Here is a 20,448-nt window from a genome sequence, read left to right as displayed (position 1 = left end):
ACCCCTAATTTTGCAATGCTTTGGCAAACGACAGGCGTTTGGTCAGGCGAACGGTCGTCCCTTTTCCGACGACGGTGGCCACTTCCAAAGAATCCATGAAATTCTCCATAATGGTGAAGCCCATTCCGGAACGTTCCAATTCTGGTTTTGTCGTATAAAGTGGCTGCATCGCCTGTTCCACATCATCGATCCCTTTTCCGTTGTCTTCTACCATGAGATCGATCGTTCCATCTTCTATTTGCACGGAGATATGTACCACACCCTCTGGATTTTCGTCATATCCGTGAATAATAGCATTCGTCACAGCCTCGGAAATCACTGTCTTGATCTCTTCCAGTTCGTCCATCGTAATATCGAGCTGTGAGATAAACGAGGCCACTGCCACACGAGCGAATGCTTCATTTTGGCTCAAAGCTGCAAACGACACGGACATAAAGTTGCGTTGTGCCATCGATTACGCCACCCCCAGAACAAGCAGAGCATCTGCTTCGTTTTCACGAAACTTGATCACTTTGAATAAGCCGGACATCTCAAAGATCCGATAGATCGTCGGATTAATGGAGGTGACATACATGTCCCCCGAACGTGCGGATATCTGCTTATACCTGCCCAAAATGACTCCGATGCCTGAACTGTCCATAAACGTCAAATCAGCCAAACTCAATACAATATGGCGAATATCGGGGGCGCGCAAAATCTCATCTACTTTTCCTCGCAGCTCTTCTGCTGTATGATGATCCAGCTCTCCCTGCAAACGGATAACCAATACATCCTGTCTGGTTTCCATCACGATGCGCAAACTCATGGCTGACACACTCCTTCATCCCGTAATGAAACTCTCTTTTCTTCCTCTGCTAAACCAATTCCTGCCAGTCGACAAAAGAACAAAAAAATCGAGTAGCCGCCGTATGTCTTTCGAGGCAACTCGATTCTTTTCGCGTTCTAAGGTGTCACTAGTAGCCGATGAATACGTTCTTGGTCGTCCGCTTAAGAATCTCCCACATGCCTGCTTTTGCCACTGCTTGCTCCGGATACAAATCGATCCGGTTCACTTCTTTCCCATCTTTGGTCCGAATGAAGATATGACCAATGACCTGTTCCTTGCTGACGGGGGCGTTTACACGCTGATTGAGAACGACCTCCCGCGTATAGTGATCCGCTGATTCTCCTTTCTTCATCAGCATGCTGACAGAGTGAGGAGTCACCGCATTGATCTGCGGCTGCTGACCCTTATCAACAGTGATCGACTGAACCGCTTCCCCTTTTTTGTACATCGGCATGACTTGGAAGTGAGTAAACGCATAATTGAACATCGTGGAAACTTCGCTATTGCGAGTTTTCACATCGGGCTCACCCATGACGACGGCAATCACACGCATATTGTTGCGCTTGGCCGTCGCCGTCAGGCAATACTTGGCTTCCCCTGTATAGCCCGTCTTCAATCCATCTACACCTTCATAAAAACGCACCAGCCGGTTCGTGTTGACCAACCAAAACGGGCTTGCACTATCCTTGCGCAAATAATCCTGATAGGTTCCGGTAAATTTCGTGATTCCCTCGTGCTTCAATAACTCTCTTGACATAATTGCGATATCCTGAGCCGAGGAATAGTGGTTTTCCGCCGGCAATCCATTCGAATTAACGAAATGGGTGTTTTTCATGCCAAGCTGCTTGGCTCGTTCATTCATACGGGTGACGAAGCCTTCTTCGGTCCCCCCCAGATGCTCGGCCATCGCCACTGACGCGTCATTACCCGATGCGATTGCGATGCCCTTGATCATGTCCTCCACCGTCATTTCTTCGCCTGGCTGAAGGAATATTTGCGAACCGCCCATCGAGGCCGCTCTCTCGCTTGTCCTTACTTTATCCGTTAGCTTTAATTCTCCCCGTTCGATCGCCTCCATGATGAGGAGCATCGTCATTACCTTGGTAATGCTGGCAGGCGGCATTTTTTCATTCGCGTTTTTGTCGTACAAAACGGTTCCCGTGTCAGCCTCAATCATGACCGCTGAACGAGCGTGTGGTGCAAAATTCATTTCTCCGTTTTTGGGCCCTGACTTTTCAGCCGCCGCAACAACCATCGGAGAAAAGAAGGTGAAACACATGATGAAGCATAGAGCGAGATATCCATTCCGTTTCATAGCAGTCTCTTCCCTCCATTCATGGTTTTATTCTCACCAACCGATCAGGAAAATATTCACTAGAAACGTTGGTTTTGCCAACCACTGATTATGGGTAAGAAAGGAAGCGGAAAAAGGCCCCTTCGTGCGTTTCACACAAGGGGCCCACTCATCAGATGACGAAACGGCTCACGTTGTCCGTCAATTCATCTGCCATCTTTTTCAGTTGCTCAACATTTTCATTAATCCGTGCAATGGAATGCAGCTGCTCATCCACCGTTTCGACAACGCCTGTGATCGAATCGCTGATTTCATCAGACATGGAAGCCAAGCGCTGCATCGAATTCGTGACGACCTGGTTGCCCGCTGCCATTTCCTCGGAGGTTGCCGTCATCGATTCGCTTTGCTCTGCAGCCGATTGAATATCTGCGACGATATTTTGGAAAGCAGTTCCAACCGACTCGACTGATTGGAGTCCTCCGCTGACCATCGCGACGATCTCATCCATATGCTTGCTCATGTCCATCGCCTCGTCGTTGATGGAGTGCGCAATCGATGCGATTCTTTCAGAGAAAGAGCTGCTCTCTTCTGCCAGCTTGCGAACCTCGCTCGCTACTACGGAGAATCCGCGGCCGGCATCTCCTGCGCGTGCCGCTTCGATCGCTGCATTGAGTGCCAGCAAATTCGTCTGGGATGCAATGCTGCTGATCATTTCGACAATACTTGTAATTTGACGAGCCCGTTCACGGAGACTGTGCATTTGGCCTGCAGTACGTTCTACTTCGGCGCTCGCCTGACGTACGGTACCAATGACGTCTTCCACCAGCTGCATACCGCCCTGTGCACGCTCAAAGGTACGTGTTGTGGCTACGGAAGTAGATTCCGCTGCGATTGCTACCTGCTCAACTCCTTGAGAGATTTCCGAAACGGTATGTGCCGTTGCTTGCACTTCACTCGTTTGTGTGGAGACACGCTGGGCAATCGCGGAAATGTTATCCGTAATTACATTGATGGCCCCTTTGTTTTCTTCTGCGAACAAAGTCAGCTCATCCGTCGCGATGTTCAGTTGATTTGCCTGGCCTTGAACCAGCGCAATGAGCTTGCGCAATTCTGCCGCCATCTCGTTCATTTTGCGTCCTACCATGGCAAGCTCGTCATTTCCATTTACCTTTACATGCACATCAAAATGTCCGGCACCGATCCGGTCCATGTCCTGCGCGATTGCAAACAAGGAGGTCCGGATGCGTTTGGCAAACCACCAGATAAGCCAGACTGAGATACCGATAACCGGGATGCTGATGAGTACAAAGTACCAGCCCATGCTGTTGACTTCCCCGTACACTTCATCCACACCAGTCGAAAGTACCACATGCCAGTGCAGCGTAGGCATCGGGGCAAAGGCTGCAAAGCTGGCCTTGCCATTGTCGGTGTAGAGCAGGCTGTTGCTCACATCCTGTTTCATCATTTCCAGCATGTCGCTGTATTCCTTTTTCCCGGCAAGGATCAGCTTGTTGTTTTGCTCGACATCCTTATGAGCCACTACCAGACCATCCTGACGAACGACAAAAGCGTATCCGTTTTGCATGAAAGGAATATCATGAATCTTTTCCACGATTTGATCAATCGTAAAACCTACAACAAACAAACGCTGCGTATCTTTGTTGCCTTCTCCGATCGGTGTCGCAATATAAAGAAAACTCTTGTTAATTCCTTCGATGATTTCTTCATCCGATACGACGGTTGCTCCTTCACTCATCGCTTTTTGGAAATACTGCTTCTGCTTGAAATCAATCTCGTTTTTCCCGGTAAGCGAATAGATGGATTTCCCGGTAGTCGTATCGATTAGATAAATTTTCGAAATCTCTTTGTGACTTTGCCGCAGCAGCGTGAATTGCTCACGGACGAGTGGCTCCAGATCTGTGGCCATGACGCGCTTGGAGGCTGCCGCTTCTGTAGAAGCCACAATGGAATTCAACCAGTCGTTCATATTGGTCGCATGCTGCTCAGCTAGCATTTTCGCTTGCTTGGAAGTGATATTGATCAGTGTGGATTTAGAAAAGGAAAGCGCTATGTATTGCAGGGATCCAATAATGATAAGTACAAGAATCAGGCCGAACACGATCATTTTTGTTGCCAATGAACCTTTTACTTGCACCGTAGATTTTTCAGTTAGGGACTTCAATTTCTGAAAGTACGATGAAAGACTCCCAGATCCCTTTCCTTTCCATCGCGGCACTGATATTTTTTTCATATTGCCTACCCCCATTTTCTAAATACTCTACATTTTACCAGACGAAGAGCAGAAAAAAATACCTCTGATAGAAAATACTCTTGGGTATATACCCGTTTTTCTCAGAGGTAAAACCACTTTAAAAACCTCTTATGAGGCATTTCCATGGCCATGCAGACGCGCTTTGGCACATCATTGTGTTTGGGAGAGCTTTATACGTTCAGAAAGGGAAGCGAGTTCCCGGCAAAAGGCCAGAGAACCCGCTTGTTGTTAAGCTTAGTTATACAAATGGCAAGCAGCAAAGTGACCAGGCTCAATTTCTTTCCATTCTGGCACAGAAGCTGCACATTCCGGCATGGCTTTCGGGCATCTCGTGCGGAAATGGCAACCGCTTGGCGGATTCATTGGGCTTGGTACGTCACCCTGGAGAACGATACGCTCCCGGTTACGTTCAATCTCTGGATCCGGAATCGGGATCGCGGACAGCAAAGCTTGCGTGTATGGGTGAAGCGGCTTTTCATAGAGTGCATCACTATCAGCCAGCTCGACCATTTTACCCAAGTACATAACGGCAACGCGGTCAGAAATATATTTTACCATGGACAGGTCATGGGCGATGAACATGTAGGTCAGACCCATTTTTTCCTGCAATTGTTCCAAAAGGTTTACAACCTGCGCTTGCACGGATACGTCGAGCGCAGAGATCGGCTCGTCACAAACGATGAACTTAGGCTCTACAGCCAGCGCACGTGCAATCCCGATCCGCTGGCGTTGACCGCCAGAGAATTCATGAGGGAAGCGGTTCATATGCTCAGGGTTCAAGCTTACCAGAGACAGGAGCTCTTGGATGCGCTCTTTACGTTTTTGACCCGAAGCCAGATTGTGAATGTCCAGCGCCTCACCAATGATATCCCCGACTGTCATACGCGGGTTCAAGGAAGCGTACGGGTCTTGGAAGATCATTTGCATGTTGCGGCGCATCGCCTTCATTTCTTGGTTATTCAAATTCATGATGCTTTTGCCTTCAAACAGGACATCCCCAGCAGTCGCATCGTACAAGCGGAGCAAGGTACGGCCAGCCGTGGATTTCCCACAGCCGGACTCCCCTACGACACCGAGTGTTTCGCCGCGTTTGATTTCAAAAGAAATATCATTAACAGCTTTCAGCGTGTTATCACCAATGCTAAAAAACTTTTTCAAATTCCGGACTTCAATCAGCGTATCACGATTATCCACGGTTTACCCTCCTCCTACGATCCTGCGCGGTTTTGAGCAAGCGGATGCTGGAGCCAGCAAGCTGCTCGTTGGGTCGTGCTGACGTCGTTCAACTCAGGATCGATTTCTTGGCATACGCGCATCGCAGATTCACAGCGTGCCGTAAAGCCACAGCCAACTGGCGGACGCAACAGATCCGGCGGAGTTCCGAAAATCGGAGTCAGCGGTTCGTCACGGTTCAGGTCAAGACGTGGAACAGAACGCAGCAGTCCTTTGGTGTACGGGTGTTGCGGGTTGTAGAAAATGTCATCTACTGTTCCCGTTTCAATCACTTTGCCCGCATACATTACGATAACGCGGTCACACATTTCCGCCACAACCCCGAGGTCATGGGTGATCAAGATGATGGAAGTGCCTGTTTTCTTTTGCAGGTCTTTCATCAAGTCCAAGATTTGTGCTTGGATGGTTACGTCCAGCGCTGTTGTCGGCTCATCCGCGATCAGCAGCTTAGGAGAGCATGCCAATGCGATTGCGATCATCGCGCGTTGACGCATCCCCCCGGAGAATTCGTGTGGGTACTGCTCAATACGTTTCTCCGGTTGTGGAATCCCTACCATGGTCAAAAGCTCAATGGCACGCTCACGAGCTGCTGTACGGGACATATTTTGGTGCTTGATCAAGCCCTCTGTAATCTGGTTCCCAATCGTCATGGTTGGGTTCAGAGAGGTCATTGGATCCTGGAAGATCATCCCGATATCTTTCCCGCGGATTGCTTCCATCTGTTTATTAGACTTTTTGACGATGTCCTCGCCATTAAAAAGGATTTCCCCTTTTTTAATGTCGCCAGGAGGCATCGGAATCAATTTCATCAAGGTTTGAGCTGTCACAGACTTACCACAGCCAGACTCCCCTACGATGGCTACTGCTTCCCCGCGGTTTACGTGGAAATTCACGCCGCGTACTGCCTTTACTTCCCCTGCATACGTATGGAAGGAGACATGCAGGTCTTTTACATCAAGAATGCGTTCCATAACGATGATCCCTCCTATTTCCGCAGGCGTGGGTCTACTGCGTCGCGCAGACCGTCACCGAACAAGTTAAATGCCAAGATGGTCACGGAGATAAACAATGCCGGGAACATCAATCGCCACGGGTAGTACTTCATGGCCGGAAGACCCTCGGAAGACATCGTACCCCAGGAAGCAACAGGTGCTGCTACCCCCAAACCGATAAAGGAAAGGAAGGACTCTGCGAAAATAGCAGATGGTACGGTCAAGCTCAGTGTAACGATGATAGGTCCCAAAGCGTTCGGAATCAAGTGCTTGAAGATCAAACGGCTAGAATCTGCACCCAGAGAGCGGGCTGCCAGGACGAACTCCTGTGATTTCAGCTGAAGCATCTGCCCCCGCACGATCCGGGCCATCCCGATCCAGCCCGTTATCGTCAAGGCGATAATAATCGTCCCTACTCCCGGTTCTAACACAACCATGAGCAAAATAACAACGAGAAGATATGGAATCGCAAACAAAATATCGGCAATACGCATCATAATCTCATCTACTTTTCCACCATAGAAACCTGCAAGACCGCCCCAAATGACCCCTACGATCAGGTCGATGAACGCTGCTGCAAGACCTACTTCCAGAGAGATGCGCGCGCCGTACCAGATACGCACGAACACATCGCGTCCCAAATCATCGGTACCAAACCAGTGTTCAACGGAAGGTTTTTTGTTCTTTCCTGCCAAATCGGTCGTAAAATAGTCATTGTTCGTCACTAAAGGAACCACGATCGCCGCAACGATCAACAGCACAATAAAGATCATGGATGCCATTGCGACTTTATTCATTTTCAAACGGCGCCACACGTCAGCCCAGAACGACAGGCTAGGGCGTTTGATTGCTTCTGATTGGCGAAGGTCAACGGAAATTGGTTCAAAATGCTCTTTCGTCAATTGTTGCATCTTATCATTACTCCCTTCCTGCGTCTGCCAGCTTAATCCGTGGGTCAACCAATGTGTAGGCTACGTCAACGATCAGGATCATGACAACCAAGATGATGGAGTAGAACACGGTCGTACCCATGATTACGGTGTAGTCGCGGTTTGTAATCGAGAGAACAAACTCACGGCCCAGACCAGGAACACCGAAAATACGCTCAATTACGAATGCACCCGTCAAAATGTTGGCAATCAATGGACCCAGGTAAGTGATGACCGGCAAGAGAGCATTGCGGATCGCGTGCTTCACGGTGATGGTGAAAGTGTGCAGCCCTTTTGCTTTTGCCGTTTTGATATAGTCCTGTCCCAGCACCTCAATCATGTTGGAACGAGTCAGACGTGCGATAAATGCCATTGGAGATGCTGCAAGCGCCAGAGACGGAAGAATCGTGTACTCGAAACCTTCCCACTTCGCGATAGGCAACAAGCCCCATTTAATGGAAAAGAAATACTGGTAAAATGAAGCCAGGATAAAACCTGGTACGGATAGCCCTAAAACTGCGATCACCATGGCTGAATAGTCTTGCCATTTGTTATGCTTGAGTGCTGCAATGACACCGAGAATGATGCCTCCAAATACAGCCAGCAAGAGTGATTGTGCTCCCAAATGAGCGGATACAGGGAATCCGCGATTGATCATGTCATTGACCGTCGAGGATTTTTCCGTAAAGGACGGACCCAAATCCCACGTAGCAACACCTTTCAAATAATTGAAGTACTGCTCGTGCAATGGCAAGTTTAGTTTGTATTTGGCCTCCAGAGCCGCTTTGATCTCATCCGGAACATTTTTCTCTGACGTAAATGGACCACCAGGTACTGCTTTCATGATGAAGAAGGTGGCTGTTACGATCAAGAAGAGTGAGATGAGCATGAAGATGATGCGCTTACCAAGATAACGGATCAACTAACTTACCCCCTTGACAGATTATGAATGCTTTCACGTCCCATCTTTACACTGCGGACGTTACCGACACAGTGCAAAAATCGGCTGTGTAAATAACCCAATAAAAAGATCTCTTGCAAAGATTATCTCTTTTTTCTCTACTGGCTTTTTTGCCATCTAATTTATATGGAAAGGGTCGGCATGCGAGAGGGAGAAGCCCGAGAGCACTCCCCTCTCTTTGCCAAGCCCGATTCCTTCATAAGAATCAGAAAATGTGCGCGATTACGATCCTATTCGATGTAAGCGCTCTTCCAGTCTACATCGCCCAGCCCTGTCATTTGAACACCTTTAACGCTTGGATTCTGTACCCAGGATTGCGTGTAGAAGTAGATCGGCATGATTGGCATGTCATCCATCAGGATTTGCTCGGCATCTGCCAGAATCTTTTTGCGTTTGTCCAGATCAGATTCCAGTGCAGATTGGTTCAGGAGCTCCTTGAACTTCGGATTTTCCCAACGGGTGTCATTGTTTCCACCCATCTTGTCTTTGTAGAGCTCGAGGAAGTTGATTGGGTCGTTGAAGTCACCCAGCCAGCCCATTCGCCCGATTTGGAAGTTCCCTTCATGCAAGTCTTCGAGGTAAACCTTCCACTCTTTGTTCTCGAGCTTTACATCTACGCCGAGGTTCTTTTTCCACTGGTCTTGAATCGCCTCAGCGATCTTTTTGTGACCTTCCGAAGTGTTGTACGAGAGTGTGATGGCTGGCAGTTTGGTAATGCCCAGCTCTTTCATCCCTTCATCCAACAGCGTCTTCGCTGTTTCGAGATCCTTATCCTTGAAGTATCCGTTCGGATTCAACACCATGGACGGTGGAACTGCACCAGTCGCCGGGATTTGGCCCGTTTGCAGGATGTTGTCAATCAAGCCTTGGCGGTCGATCGAATACGTAAACGCTTTACGAATCTTGACGTTGTTAAACGGCGGCTTTTCCGTATTGAACTTGTACCAGTAAGTACCCGCGATTGGTTTGGTAACCATTTTCCCGGAGTCTTTCAGAGCAGGAATCGCATCTGTCGGCAGGGAGCTCATTGGAGAACCGGCCCAGTCAAGTTCGCCATTTTCAAACATGGACAATTCTGTGTTTTCATCCTCGACCATCGAGAACTCGATTTTGTCGAGCTTTACGTTGTCCTTGTCCCAATAGTTGTCGTTTTTCACGAGAACCAGTTTGCTCTTGTGTTCCCAAGACTCAATTTTGAACGGACCGTTACCTACGTGGGTTTTCGCTTCAGCTGCCCACTTCTCATTCCCCTCAACCACTTTTTGGTTTACTGGGAAATAGGTACGGAACGCGAGCAGTTCTAAGAAGAATGGAGTTGGGTTTTCTAGCTTCACTTCCAAAGTCTTGTCGTCGAGTGCCTTCACACCGACATCGTCAAGCTTTGCTTCGCCTTTGTTCGCTTTTTCACCGTTTTTAATGTAGTACAGCTGATATGCGTAGTTGGAAGCCGTTTTTGGATCGAGAGCGCGCTTCCAAGCAAATTCAAAGTCTTTTGCTGTAACAGGATCTCCGTTGCTCCATTTGTGATCACGGATTTTGAAGGTGTACGTGAGCTTGTCATCCGAAACGGTGTAGCTCTCGGCTGCAGCTTCATGCGGCTTTTCATCCGCACCAATCCGTGTCAAGCCGTCGAAGGTAGCCAGGATGACCGCACCAGATGTGGTATCCTCAGCGAGTCCTGGGTCGCCAGTTGGCGGCTCGGAGTGCAGGTTCATTCTGAGCACTTGCGGTTTTTTCTCTGCTGGAGCAGGTGCAGCCGGCGTTTGGGTTTGAGTGTTGTTAGCTGGCTGCTGTGCTGCCGGTTGAGAAGCTTGTTGGCCGGCACAACCAGCCAATGCAGTCCCGAGTACTGCTACAGAACTCACCAATGCAAAAATATTCTTTTTCAACGCAATTACCCCCAGTACGTTTTTCTTTTTTGTCTTTTTTCTGAAAATAAAGGACTAAAAAAAACGAACATGACGCGAAGCAAAGCGACTACGGCTGGAAGGCATCAACCCCTTTCACTGCAAGGTCACCTCGTCATCCTGAACGAAAGAGAAGGAATCTTTGTACTGCTTCAGTTCTAGCGAGACATCAGCAGCAGCGATACCTTCAATTTGAGAGAGTCGTTCATTGACAAAGGTGATCAGTTCGTCATTGCTATGGAAACACGCTTGGATAATCAAGTCGTGCTTACCGCTAAATGCACCCACAAATCTGACGGCTGAGATCTTGCTCAGCTCTTCCGCGACATTTTTCTGCATGCCGAGCTTTGTGGTCAATCCGATTATAGCCTGTACATGTAGTCCCAATTTCTCCGGGTCAGGATGGATGATGAATTGAAAGACTCCATCTTGTAGCAGGCGGGTAATACGGGAACGAATCGTACCTTCACTAACACCAAGTTGATGCGCGATTTCTGTATACGGTGTTCGTCCGTCTTCCTGTAAGATTTGCAGGATCTGCTTGTCAACATGGTCTAGCTTTTTCATAAATACGATTTTCCGGGAACCTCCATCCATTTTTTACGAAATTCGAAAAAATCTTTAACATTTTGTTTGTTACATTAAAAGTAATCTGAATTGATAGCGGTGTCAACGAAATTTGACAAGTAGAATTATAAAACATTATAAAGAGCGTCCGACCAATCAAATATTTTTTACTTTACTAAACATCTATCAGTAATACATATTGAATATGAAATTGAAGATTTAATCAACTATATTTTCTCGAAAAACTGTATTTTTAAACATAAAAGAGGCATGCATGCAACAAAGCGCATACCTCTTTTTGTTTTGCCAATCAATCAATTAACTAGTCAATGATTTTGTAAATCAGCGGCTGATCTGTCGGTGGCTGTGTCGAAAAAGCGAATGCGCCTTCCAGCTCCCGCAGAGCGCTTTGCAGCAGGTCATTCTGATTGGCGTGGATGGTCATGAGCACGTCGCCCGCTTTGACTTGGTCTCCGCGCTTTTTGTGCAGGACAAGGCCAACTGCCAGATCGATGGCCATTTCCTTGGTCAATCTGCCTGCGCCCAGAACGACGGAGGCATGCCCGACTGCTTCGGCATCGATGGCTGTCAAATAGCCATCCTCGGCAGCAACGACTTCATGAATGATCGTCGCTTTCGGCAGACGGCCTGTATCATACACATCGCGCTTGTCCCCGCCCTGGGCCTCCACCATTTCCGCCAGCTTCTCCACCGCTTTGCCTGTTGCCATGATTTCCGTAAGCCTTGCGCGGCCTTCCTGCTCGTCGGATACAAGACCGCCCAAAACAAGCATCCGGGATCCTATCGCGAGTGCCAGCTCTGTCAAATCACGCGGCCCTTTTCCTGCCAACGTCTCGATCGCTTCCTTCACTTCCAGCGCATTGCCCACAGCAAAGCCCAGCGGCTGGTTCATGTCGCTGATGACAGCCACTGTTTTGCGTCCAACCTGGCTGCCGATCGCCACCATCGCGCGTGCGAGAGTCTCCGCTTCTTCCAGGCTTTTCATGAATGCGCCCTTGCCCACCTTCACATCCAGCAAGATAGCGTCTGCACCTGCCGCGATTTTTTTGGACATGATGGAGCTGGCGATCAGCGGAACGGCTTCCACCGTCGCTGTCACATCGCGCAAGGCATACAGCTTCTTATCTGCAGGCGTCAGATTGCCTGACTGCCCGATCACGGACACGCCAATATCCCGCACTTGCTGCAAAAATTGCTCGCGTGTGCGTTCCACAGCAAAACCTGCAAAAGATTCCAGCTTGTCAATGGTCCCGCCCGAATACCCCAGACCGCGACCAGACATCTTAGCCACAGGTATGCCCGCAGCGGCAACGAGAGGAGCGACAACCAATGTCGTCTTGTCTCCGACTCCGCCCGTACTGTGTTTGTCTACCTTGATTCCCTGAAGCGAGGAGAGGTCAAGCTGTTCACCAGACCCCGCCATCGCCATCGTCAAGTCTCCCGTCTCCCGCGGTGTCATGCCGCAAAAGAAAACGGCCATCGCCCATGCAGACATCTGATAATCCGGAATGCTGCCATCTGTGTACCCATCAACCAGGAATTGAATTTCATCTGAAGTCAGCTCGACGCCATCTCTTTTCTTGGCGATGATATCGACCATACGCATAGCAAGTCCCTCCTTGGGTCAGCTCTTACAGCTTGGCAACGATTCCGTTAACCAGAGCCAAAAACTGTGTTTTCACCTTTTCCGTGGTCTCCATCACTTCATCGTGAGACAATGGCTGCTCCAAAATGCCTGCTGCCATGTTGCTGATGCAAGAAATCCCCAGCACCTTTACGCCCATGTGACGGGCAACGATGACTTCCGGCACGGTGGACATGCCTACCGCGTCTCCGCCTAGAATGCGCAGCATGCGAATTTCTGCGGGGGTCTCATAGCTAGGTCCAAGCAGGCCGACGTATACGCCTTCACGCAATTCGATACCTTGCTCGCCTGCCACTTCTTTTGCCAGCTGGCGCAGTTCTTTGGAGTACGCTTCTGACATGTCAGGGAAACGAGCGCCCATTGCTTCATCGTTCGCTCCGATCAACGGATTGCGGAATGTCATGTTGATGTGGTCCGCGATGAGCATCAGGTTTCCTGGATCATAGTTTTCATTGATGCCGCCAGCAGCGTTTGTCACGATGATGGTTTCCACACCGAGCAGCTTCATGACGCGAATCGGGAAAACGACCGCATCGAGGCCATGGCCTTCGTAGAAGTGAAAGCGTCCTTGCATGGCAACGACTTGCTTTCCTTGCAACGTACCGATAACGAGTTGGCCTTTGTGCCCTACTACCGTCGATACGGTAAAGCCTGGAATCTCGTGATAGGGGATGACGACCGGATTTTCAATTTCATCCGCCAGCACGCCGAGACCGGAGCCGAGCACCAGACCGATCGTTGGTTTTTCTGCCAATCTTGGTTGAATATAGGCTACTGCTTCATGGAAATTTGCCATTGTAAACTCTCCTTTTTATCTGTTTCTTCTATATAAATGTTTATAATTGCTTAATCTTTATAAACCACTCAGGAAGCTTTTTCCTATCGCAGGAGCTTTCACTTCAAAGTTGTCTGCAATCGTCGCACCCAAGTCAGCGAAGGTCTCGCGAATTCCAAGATTGTGCGCCTGTGCAATTCCTTTGTGGTAAGCGAGTAGCGGAACGTATTCCCGCGTGTGATCGGTACCGTGGTGTACGGGGTCGTTGCCATGGTCTGCTGTGATCACGAGCAGATCGCCATCCTGAAGTGCCGCCAGCAGCTCAGGGATCCGCGAGTCGAATTCCATGAGAGCCTCTCCATAGCCTTGAGGATCACGCCTGTGACCAAATTTTGCATCGAAGTCAACCAGATTGACAAAGCTGAGCCCCTTAAAGGACTCTTTCATCGTTCCAAGCAGCTGATCGACGCCATCCATATTGTCTTTGGTGCGAATGGACTTTGTAATCCCCTCTTCCGCATAGATATCGCTGATCTTGCCGATGGCTATGGAGGTCAGCCCTGCATCTTGAAGATGATTCATGACAGTCGGAGAAAATGGCTTCACCGAATAGTCATGGCGATTCGAAGTGCGCGAGAAATTGCCTGGTTCCCCTACAAATGGACGCGCAATGACACGGGTAACGGCATACTCGTCTCTCAGGGTCAGCTCGCGGGCGATTTCGCAAATGCGATAAAGCTCCTCGAGAGGGATCACGTCTTCATGAGCAGCTACCTGGAAAACGCTGTCAGCAGAAGTGTACACAATGACGTTTCCGGTCTTCATGTGTTCTTCGCCCAGTTCGTCCAGAATATCCGTACCGGAAGCCACCTTGTTCCCCAAAACCTTGCGACCGATTCGTTGTTCGAACTCGCTGATCAGACTGGCAGGAAAACCATCCGGGTATGTATTAAACGGGGTGGAGACATGAAGACCCATGATTTCCCAGTGTCCCGTTGTCGTATCTTTCCCCATGGATATTTCCTGCATTTTTCCATAGTGAGCAAGTGGTGCAGAGGCCGCAGGTACATTCTTCAAGGGCGCGATATTTCCCAATCCCAGCTTTTCCAGATGCGGCAGCTTGAAACCTTCGACTCTCTCTGCAATATGCCCCAACGTGTGTGCACCCTCATCGCGAAATTTCGGAGCATCCGGCAGCTCACCAATTCCTACACTATCCATCACAATCAAAAAAATACGAGAAAAACGCATAGCAAACGCCTCCAGTTCCACAAAAGTATGATTCAGAGCCAAGTCGTCAGACGTCTGACCTGATGCAAAAAAGTTTGCTCCGCCCGATAGCATGACGGAGTCCTCTGTACCTTTGTTCTCTCTCTTTTTCTTTTCATCCATGCATTACGCACGTGGATGAGTCTTGGCATAAATATCCTTGATTCGGGTACGCGTGACGTGCGTGTAAATCTGGGTCGTGGAAATATCCGCATGGCCCAGCATTTCCTGAACGGAGCGCAAATCCGCCCCATTTTCCAGCAAGTGGGTGGCAAAGGAGTGTCTCAAGGTATGCGGCGTGATTTCGGCACGGATATTGGCTTTGACCGCATAACGCTTGATGATCTTCCAAAAGCCTTGGCGCGTGATCTGCTTTCCCAGATGGTTCAGGAACAAAGCCGTATCACCTGTCCCTTTTACCAGCTTGGGCCTACCGGCAGACAAGTAGTGCCGAACCATTTGCACGGCGACAGATCCCAATGGAATGATACGCTCCTTGGAGCCTTTCCCCATGCACTTGACGAATCCCATATCCAAATTCACATCAGCTGCATCCAGATTGACCAGCTCAGAGACACGAATCCCTGTCGCGTACAAAAGCTCCAGCATGGCTTTATCACGCAGCCCTGCCGGATTGTGAACAGGGGGACTTTCCAGCAAACGCTCCACTTCTTCAATCGAAAGCACCTTTGGCAGTCGTTTCTCGATCTTCGGGGTTTCGAGGTGTATCGATGGGTCTTTGTCTATGTATTTGTCCCGAACGAGAAACTGGTAGAAAGCCCGGATGGATGCCATGTTGCGAGAAAGTGTAGCTGTCGCTCTCCCTTTTTCCCGGAGTACGAGCAGGTAGCCGATGATTTCGGTGCGCGTCGAATCCTCAATACGCGTGATTCCTTGGTCCTGCAAATACGTAGTATAGGCCACCATATCCCGCTGGTACGATTCTAGAGTATTTCGCGATAGCCCTTTTTCTACAGCCAGGAAATGGATGAATTGATCAATCAGACTGTCCATGAAGCTGTCCCCTTCAGGTGATAAGTATCCTGTATTGCTTTCCACAAAGATAAAGAAACTCCTTCTTTGTTCAATAGAAAAACTTCTTTATCGGAAAGGTTTCCTCAGATACTTACTCCCCTGTCACGTAGAAAAGCTGCAGACGCGACAAATAGCCATCCAGATCCTGCGTTTCGGGGGAATTCACCAGCTTTACGACCTTTACAGCGTTGCCGTGGGGCTCTCCATAAGGATTGTCCGGGAGCAGTTTGGCTGTGATCAACGTGATGATTCCGTAAGAGAGCAGCGTACACGTCACAAACAAGAGCAGAAATCGCAGCGCCTCCATCATACGGCGGTACGGTACCCGCATGCGTATCCCCTCCTTTTTGCTACCCTCCATTATATGCACTTGTCCTCTTCTCCATTCGACGTTACAGCGGCATGTCAGCCAGAACGTCGTCCAAAGGTGTGTAGGTCATTTGCAGCGATCTTGCCACCGCCTCGTATACGATGCTCCCATTGATGACGTTAACCCCCCGCGCCAATGCTCGGTTTTGGGTGATGGCTGCACGGTAACCTTTATTCGCCAAAAGCAAGCCATAAGGAAGGGTGACATTGGATAGTGCGATCGTCGAGGTACGCGGCACAGCACCCGGCATATTGGCGACTGAATAATGCACCACACCGTGCTTGACGTACGTCGGGTCACTGTGCGTGGAAATGCGGTCGACCGTTTCAATGGACCCGCCTTGGTCAATCGCTACATCCACGATGACTGATCCGGGTGTCATGGATTTCACCATGCCCTCCGTGACAAGGCGAGGCGCTCGAGCTCCAGGGATGAGGACAGCACCGATCAGCAGATCCGCATGCTTGACCGCTTCCGCTAGATTGTAAGGATTGGACATCAGCGTATGCAGTCTACCTTGAAACTGATCGTCCAATTGCCTGAGCCGATTCGCATTCACATCCAGAATCGTCACATCTGCACCGAGACCGATCGCCATCTTCGCTGCATTGGTGCCCACGATACCTCCCCCAACAATGACGACCTTCCCTGGGGGAACTCCCGGCACTCCTCCGAGCAAAATTCCTTTACCGCCATGCGGTTTCTCCAAGAACTGCGCTCCAATCTGCACGGACATCCGCCCGGCTACCTCGCTCATTGGCATTAGCAGTGGAAGTGCACGGTCATCGGTTTGGATCGTCTCGTAAGCGATCGCCACCACTTTTTTGGCAACGAGCTGTTCCGTCAGCTCTTTTTCGGGTGCCAGGTGTAAATACGTAAACAAGATTTGATTTTCCCGAAAATAGGGATACTCTTGGGCCAATGGCTCTTTCACTTTGCAGATCATCTCGGCCTCTCGCCATACATCGCTGGCGTTTTCCAAAATCTCTGCTCCAGCCGCCGCGTAATCCTCATCGTTGAATCCCGATCCTGCCCCTGCCTGCGTTTCGACCAGAATCCGATGCCCTGCCTGTTTATAGGAACTCACTCCAGCCGGAGTCAATCCAACACGATTTTCATTATTTTTGATTTCCTTTGGTACCCCGATGATCATCTGTGAGCCCACCTCCTGTCTCTTACTACCTTTTTATGATGCCACAGGAGTTCGATGACCATTACAAACGGAATAATTCCGCGAGCAAAAGAAAAAAACTTCTCCGTTCCCAGAGAAGTTTTCCTTATTTGAAGTCTTCCACGTTGACTTTATCGATACAGCGATTGCAAATGCCGTAAAAGGTCAAGCGGTGATCGGTAATGTAAAAGTTATAAACATTCTTGACTTTTTCTTCTGCCGTGACAAGCAGGTCTTCGAATATTTCATCGACGGTACCGCAGTTAAGGCAAATCAGATGATGGTGATGATAAGCAGCATTGTCATCACGCAGATCGTACCGAGCCACGCCATCGCCAAAGTTCATTTTGTGAAGGATCTTCAATTCGCTAAGCAGCTCTAATGTCCTGTATACAGTTGCAAGCCCGATTTCCGGCGCTTTATCCTTTACCAGGAGATAGACATCTTCCGCGCTCAGATGGTCTTCTTCATTTTCCAACAAAACGCGAACAGTGGCTTCACGCTGTGGTGTCAACTTGTAGTTCTGTGAATGTAATTGTTGCTTAATTTTCTCTAACTTTTCTTCCAACATTAATGCCCCTCCCCGCTCGCATGAAACCTGTTCCTATTATAGTAGAGGGTCATCGAATAAGTCAAATGCAGAAGTTCTTACATGAGAATAATTATTAATTAAGCACCAGCTGCATGAGTCTGGGCGATATGAACGTCTCGAACAGCGCTGCCAGCGTCAATACTGCGAGCATGCACAGAACAAGGACCGTGTAGCCGACAAAATGAGGCATGATCCCATCGCGTTTGCTGACCAATCTCGTTTTGATCAAGCGCAGCGAAAAGGAAATTCCACTCACGCCTACGATGAACAACGCGGGGACTACCAATAGATTTTGCGGAAGCACCCCCATGAGCGCAAACATAACACCCTTCCATTGCAGCTGGTTGACCAGGAAGCCGACCGTAAAGCCGACGACTACTCCTTTTAGGAACAGCATGAGTAAAATCATAGGCAGGCCAATGATGGACAAGCCTAACACCCACATGATTGCGACGGTTTTTGCATAGTTGCCAAAGGCCTCCTGAAAATGGGTGTTCGTCTCAGGAATGCCTTGCGTAGACAAGCTGTTAAAAAAATATTGCAGGAAACCGTACAGCTCCTGCTTTTGAGAAAGCGGCAGGGAATTGACCAGTACGGCTCCAAAAATAATGCCCATGGTAAACAAAACAATCGTGAACCAATAGAGCGACTGATGATCTTTCGCATAAGCCTGGATAGTTTGTCCGACTCGTGAACGCACGTTGCGTCGCCTCCCGCTTCACTGATTACGATACAGCTTATGCGGACAAGGCTGGCGCTATGACTCTTCACTCACGGACGATCCTGCCGTAGGTTCCTGCGGCGCCTGCCTGAATAGCCAGCGAACCGCTCCTCGCTTTTTGGATGAGGTCGGCAATTTTTTCGCCTGTCACTCGAGCCAGGGCTTCATGGTCCACTCGATGCAGCACATTCATCTGCGTCCCAAATGCGGCGTACAGCTTTTGCAGCAGCTTGGGACCTACCCCTGGGATAAACTCAAGCGGGACTTGCTCAATATAAGGCGGCCGATGAGCTGGGTGTTTTCCGAATGGCTGATCAGCCAGCTGTTCAATCCGGGCAGCGACTCCGCGCACGACACGCTTATGCCCGCATTCCGGACATCGTCCCGAACTGTCTGCCGGAAGCATCGATTGGCAGTTTTGACACGCCGTCAGATGATACTTGCCCAGTTGGGGCTGCAAGCCATAGTTGACTGCCACTCCCCTGCCGTCCAATCGCCAAACGGCTTTTTCCCATTCTGCATACGTCCGCTCTCTCATTCGCATCGTCTGGTACTCTCGGCCTATTTTCCCCAGCGAATGCGCATCCGAATTGGTGAGAAACGTCTTGTCACGCAACTCTGACAAGCAGTCGGCCATCTTTGTATTTGCACTCAACCCCAGCTCGACTGCTGGAATCATCGAGGGGTCCAGCACTTCCGCCATCGAGTCGGTACAGCTTCCGTAGAGCCCTTTGTGCGGCGTGAAAATATGGGCGGGGATGATCATGCCACCCAGCCCAGCTACAACTGCTTGCAGCTCTCTAAGACTGGCATGAATTCGCTGAGAGCTGAGCTGAACATTTTTGCACCGCGCCGCAAGCCATTTGGTAAATGACTGCATCTCGCGCAATCTCGGCATGTACACGAGAAAGTGAGCTTCTCCTCTGTCCCCTTCCTTAATCTCCACCTCGCACCCGAGTATCAGCATCGTCTTCTTGTATATAATTCCGCCATCCTCGTGCTCTTTTGCCTCCTTGGTCTGCAAAAGATCCAGCAGCTCTTCCTGTACCTCTGGGGAATGGGCGTCGATGATTCCCACGACATCCATGCCTTTTCTCTCGGACGCTTCCTCCAGTATGGCAGTCAACGTCATTTGCCTAGATGCCGTAATTTTCACGGGCTTTCCGCTGCGGGTTCCCCCAATATGAATGTGCAGATCACAAAAGTATTCAGCCAGGTTGGACTCAGCCACGGGAACGAAGCACCCTGCTTTCCCAAGCGAAGAGCGCGACTACTGTTTTGGCATCCCGAATCTCACCTGTTCGGTGAAGCTCTTGCGCTTCTTCGAGAGTCAGCTCCAGCACGTCCACAAACTCGTCCTCATCCGGTCTGCTCTCCCCTTTTGTCAGACCGGTTGCCACGTATACGTGAAGAAGCTCATCTGCAAATCCGGGGGAAGTGTAAAACGAGCTCAGCAGCTCCATATGCTTGGCCGTATACCCCGTCTCCTCTTCCAGCTCGCGAATGGCGCAAGCGAGAGGCTCTTCTCCCGCTTCCAGCTTGCCTGCAGGGATTTCCACAATCGTACGCTCCAGAGGCTTGCGAAACTGGCGGACCGCAATCATTTTCCCATCATCCGTCAAAGGCAAAACGGCTACGGCGCCTTGATGATTCACGATTTCCCTTTTTGCGGTATTTCCATTCGGAAGGAGTACTTCATCAACCTTGACTTTAATGATTCGCCCATTGTAGATAGACTGGCTCGAAATCGTTTTTTCATATAAGTGCTCGTATTTATCCATGACTATTCCCCCCATTTTCCAATTCCATCGTTCTAAAAGCTCCGATTGCGCCATAAGTTGGGACCATGAAGCTTGTCCACACTAATT

The 20,448-nt window shown here is 49.6% G+C and carries 20 protein-coding genes; all 20 read right to left on the bottom strand.

The genetic code is table 11. The features are described 5' to 3' along the window. Nucleotides 1-4: 4 nt before the first annotated feature. Nucleotides 5-451, bottom strand: coding sequence for an anti-sigma F factor (gene spoIIAB, locus JNE38_RS12390; RefSeq protein WP_203356824.1), 447 nt, complete (start codon nt 449-451; stop codon nt 5-7). 3 nt (nt 452-454) lie between these two features. Beyond that, on the bottom strand, nt 455-805 hold the full coding sequence (gene spoIIAA, locus JNE38_RS12385) for an anti-sigma F factor antagonist (protein WP_203356823.1): 351 nt from the start codon (nt 803-805) through the stop codon (nt 455-457). 148 nt (nt 806-953) lie between these two features. After that, a complete protein-coding gene (locus tag JNE38_RS12380; RefSeq protein WP_203356822.1) occupies nt 954-2,141 on the bottom strand; it encodes a D-alanyl-D-alanine carboxypeptidase family protein in 1,188 nt (395 codons plus the stop codon). Nucleotides 2,142-2,292: 151 nt separating this feature from the next. Further along, nucleotides 2,293-4,371 carry a methyl-accepting chemotaxis protein gene (locus JNE38_RS12375; RefSeq protein ID WP_203356821.1) on the bottom strand — a complete coding sequence of 693 codons (2,079 nt, stop codon included), beginning with the start codon at nt 4,369-4,371 and terminating at the stop codon, nt 2,293-2,295. Nucleotides 4,372-4,626: 255 nt separating this feature from the next. Further along, nucleotides 4,627-5,586 (bottom strand): ABC transporter ATP-binding protein, encoded by a 960-nt coding sequence (locus JNE38_RS12370; protein WP_203356820.1) that lies wholly within the window; start codon nt 5,584-5,586, stop codon nt 4,627-4,629. A gap of 14 nt (nt 5,587-5,600) precedes the next feature. Then, complete coding sequence (locus tag JNE38_RS12365) at nt 5,601-6,596, bottom strand: ABC transporter ATP-binding protein (RefSeq protein WP_203356819.1); 996 nt, start codon at nt 6,594-6,596, stop codon at nt 5,601-5,603. 14 nt (nt 6,597-6,610) lie between these two features. Next, nucleotides 6,611-7,528: an ABC transporter permease gene (locus JNE38_RS12360; protein WP_203356818.1), complete on the bottom strand. Its 918-nt coding sequence runs from the start codon at nt 7,526-7,528 to the stop codon at nt 6,611-6,613. 7 nt (nt 7,529-7,535) lie between these two features. Beyond that, a complete protein-coding gene (locus tag JNE38_RS12355) occupies nt 7,536-8,468 on the bottom strand; it encodes an ABC transporter permease (RefSeq protein WP_203356817.1) in 933 nt (310 codons plus the stop codon). A 269-nt stretch (nt 8,469-8,737) separates the two neighbouring features. Next, a complete protein-coding gene (locus JNE38_RS12350) occupies nt 8,738-10,396 on the bottom strand; it encodes a peptide ABC transporter substrate-binding protein (protein ID WP_203356816.1) in 1,659 nt (552 codons plus the stop codon). A 114-nt stretch (nt 10,397-10,510) separates the two neighbouring features. Then, nucleotides 10,511-10,981 carry an Lrp/AsnC family transcriptional regulator gene (locus tag JNE38_RS12345; protein WP_203356815.1) on the bottom strand — a complete coding sequence of 157 codons (471 nt, stop codon included), beginning with the start codon at nt 10,979-10,981 and terminating at the stop codon, nt 10,511-10,513. Nucleotides 10,982-11,303: 322 nt separating this feature from the next. Then, nucleotides 11,304-12,608 carry a pyrimidine-nucleoside phosphorylase gene (locus JNE38_RS12340; RefSeq protein ID WP_203356814.1) on the bottom strand — a complete coding sequence of 435 codons (1,305 nt, stop codon included), beginning with the start codon at nt 12,606-12,608 and terminating at the stop codon, nt 11,304-11,306. A 25-nt stretch (nt 12,609-12,633) separates the two neighbouring features. Continuing rightward, complete coding sequence (locus tag JNE38_RS12335; RefSeq protein WP_203356813.1) at nt 12,634-13,443, bottom strand: purine-nucleoside phosphorylase; 810 nt, start codon at nt 13,441-13,443, stop codon at nt 12,634-12,636. Between the two features lie 57 nt (nt 13,444-13,500). Further along, on the bottom strand, nt 13,501-14,673 hold the full coding sequence (gene deoB / locus JNE38_RS12330; protein ID WP_203357529.1) for a phosphopentomutase: 1,173 nt from the start codon (nt 14,671-14,673) through the stop codon (nt 13,501-13,503). 144 nt (nt 14,674-14,817) lie between these two features. Next, nucleotides 14,818-15,705, bottom strand: a complete 888-nt coding sequence (gene xerD / locus JNE38_RS12325) for a site-specific tyrosine recombinase XerD (RefSeq protein ID WP_203356812.1) — start codon at nt 15,703-15,705, stop codon at nt 14,818-14,820. A 112-nt stretch (nt 15,706-15,817) separates the two neighbouring features. Beyond that, entirely contained in the window at nt 15,818-16,057 is a 240-nt protein-coding gene (locus tag JNE38_RS12320) for a YqzK family protein (protein ID WP_203356811.1), read from the bottom strand. Nucleotides 16,058-16,118: 61 nt separating this feature from the next. Then, nucleotides 16,119-17,249: an alanine dehydrogenase gene (ald, locus tag JNE38_RS12315; protein ID WP_203356810.1), complete on the bottom strand. Its 1,131-nt coding sequence runs from the start codon at nt 17,247-17,249 to the stop codon at nt 16,119-16,121. A gap of 124 nt (nt 17,250-17,373) precedes the next feature. Further along, nucleotides 17,374-17,838: a ferric iron uptake transcriptional regulator gene (locus tag JNE38_RS12310; RefSeq protein WP_275296701.1), complete on the bottom strand. Its 465-nt coding sequence runs from the start codon at nt 17,836-17,838 to the stop codon at nt 17,374-17,376. Between the two features lie 94 nt (nt 17,839-17,932). After that, nucleotides 17,933-18,559 (bottom strand): stage II sporulation protein M, encoded by a 627-nt coding sequence (gene spoIIM / locus JNE38_RS12305; protein WP_203356809.1) that lies wholly within the window; start codon nt 18,557-18,559, stop codon nt 17,933-17,935. A 67-nt stretch (nt 18,560-18,626) separates the two neighbouring features. Then, a complete protein-coding gene (locus JNE38_RS12300) occupies nt 18,627-19,811 on the bottom strand; it encodes an endonuclease Q family protein (RefSeq protein WP_238933633.1) in 1,185 nt (394 codons plus the stop codon). Further along, nucleotides 19,804-20,361 carry an NUDIX domain-containing protein gene (locus JNE38_RS12295; RefSeq protein WP_203356808.1) on the bottom strand — a complete coding sequence of 186 codons (558 nt, stop codon included), beginning with the start codon at nt 20,359-20,361 and terminating at the stop codon, nt 19,804-19,806. Before JNE38_RS12295 ends, JNE38_RS12300 begins: the two co-directional genes overlap by 8 nt. Nucleotides 20,362-20,448 lie beyond the last annotated feature (87 nt).

This window comes from Brevibacillus choshinensis (assembly GCF_016811915.1).
GTDB classification, from domain to species: domain Bacteria; phylum Bacillota; class Bacilli; order Brevibacillales; family Brevibacillaceae; genus Brevibacillus; species Brevibacillus choshinensis_A.
The sequence above is the reverse complement of the archived record's forward strand: the minus strand, read 5'-3'. Positions and strand labels throughout refer to the sequence as shown.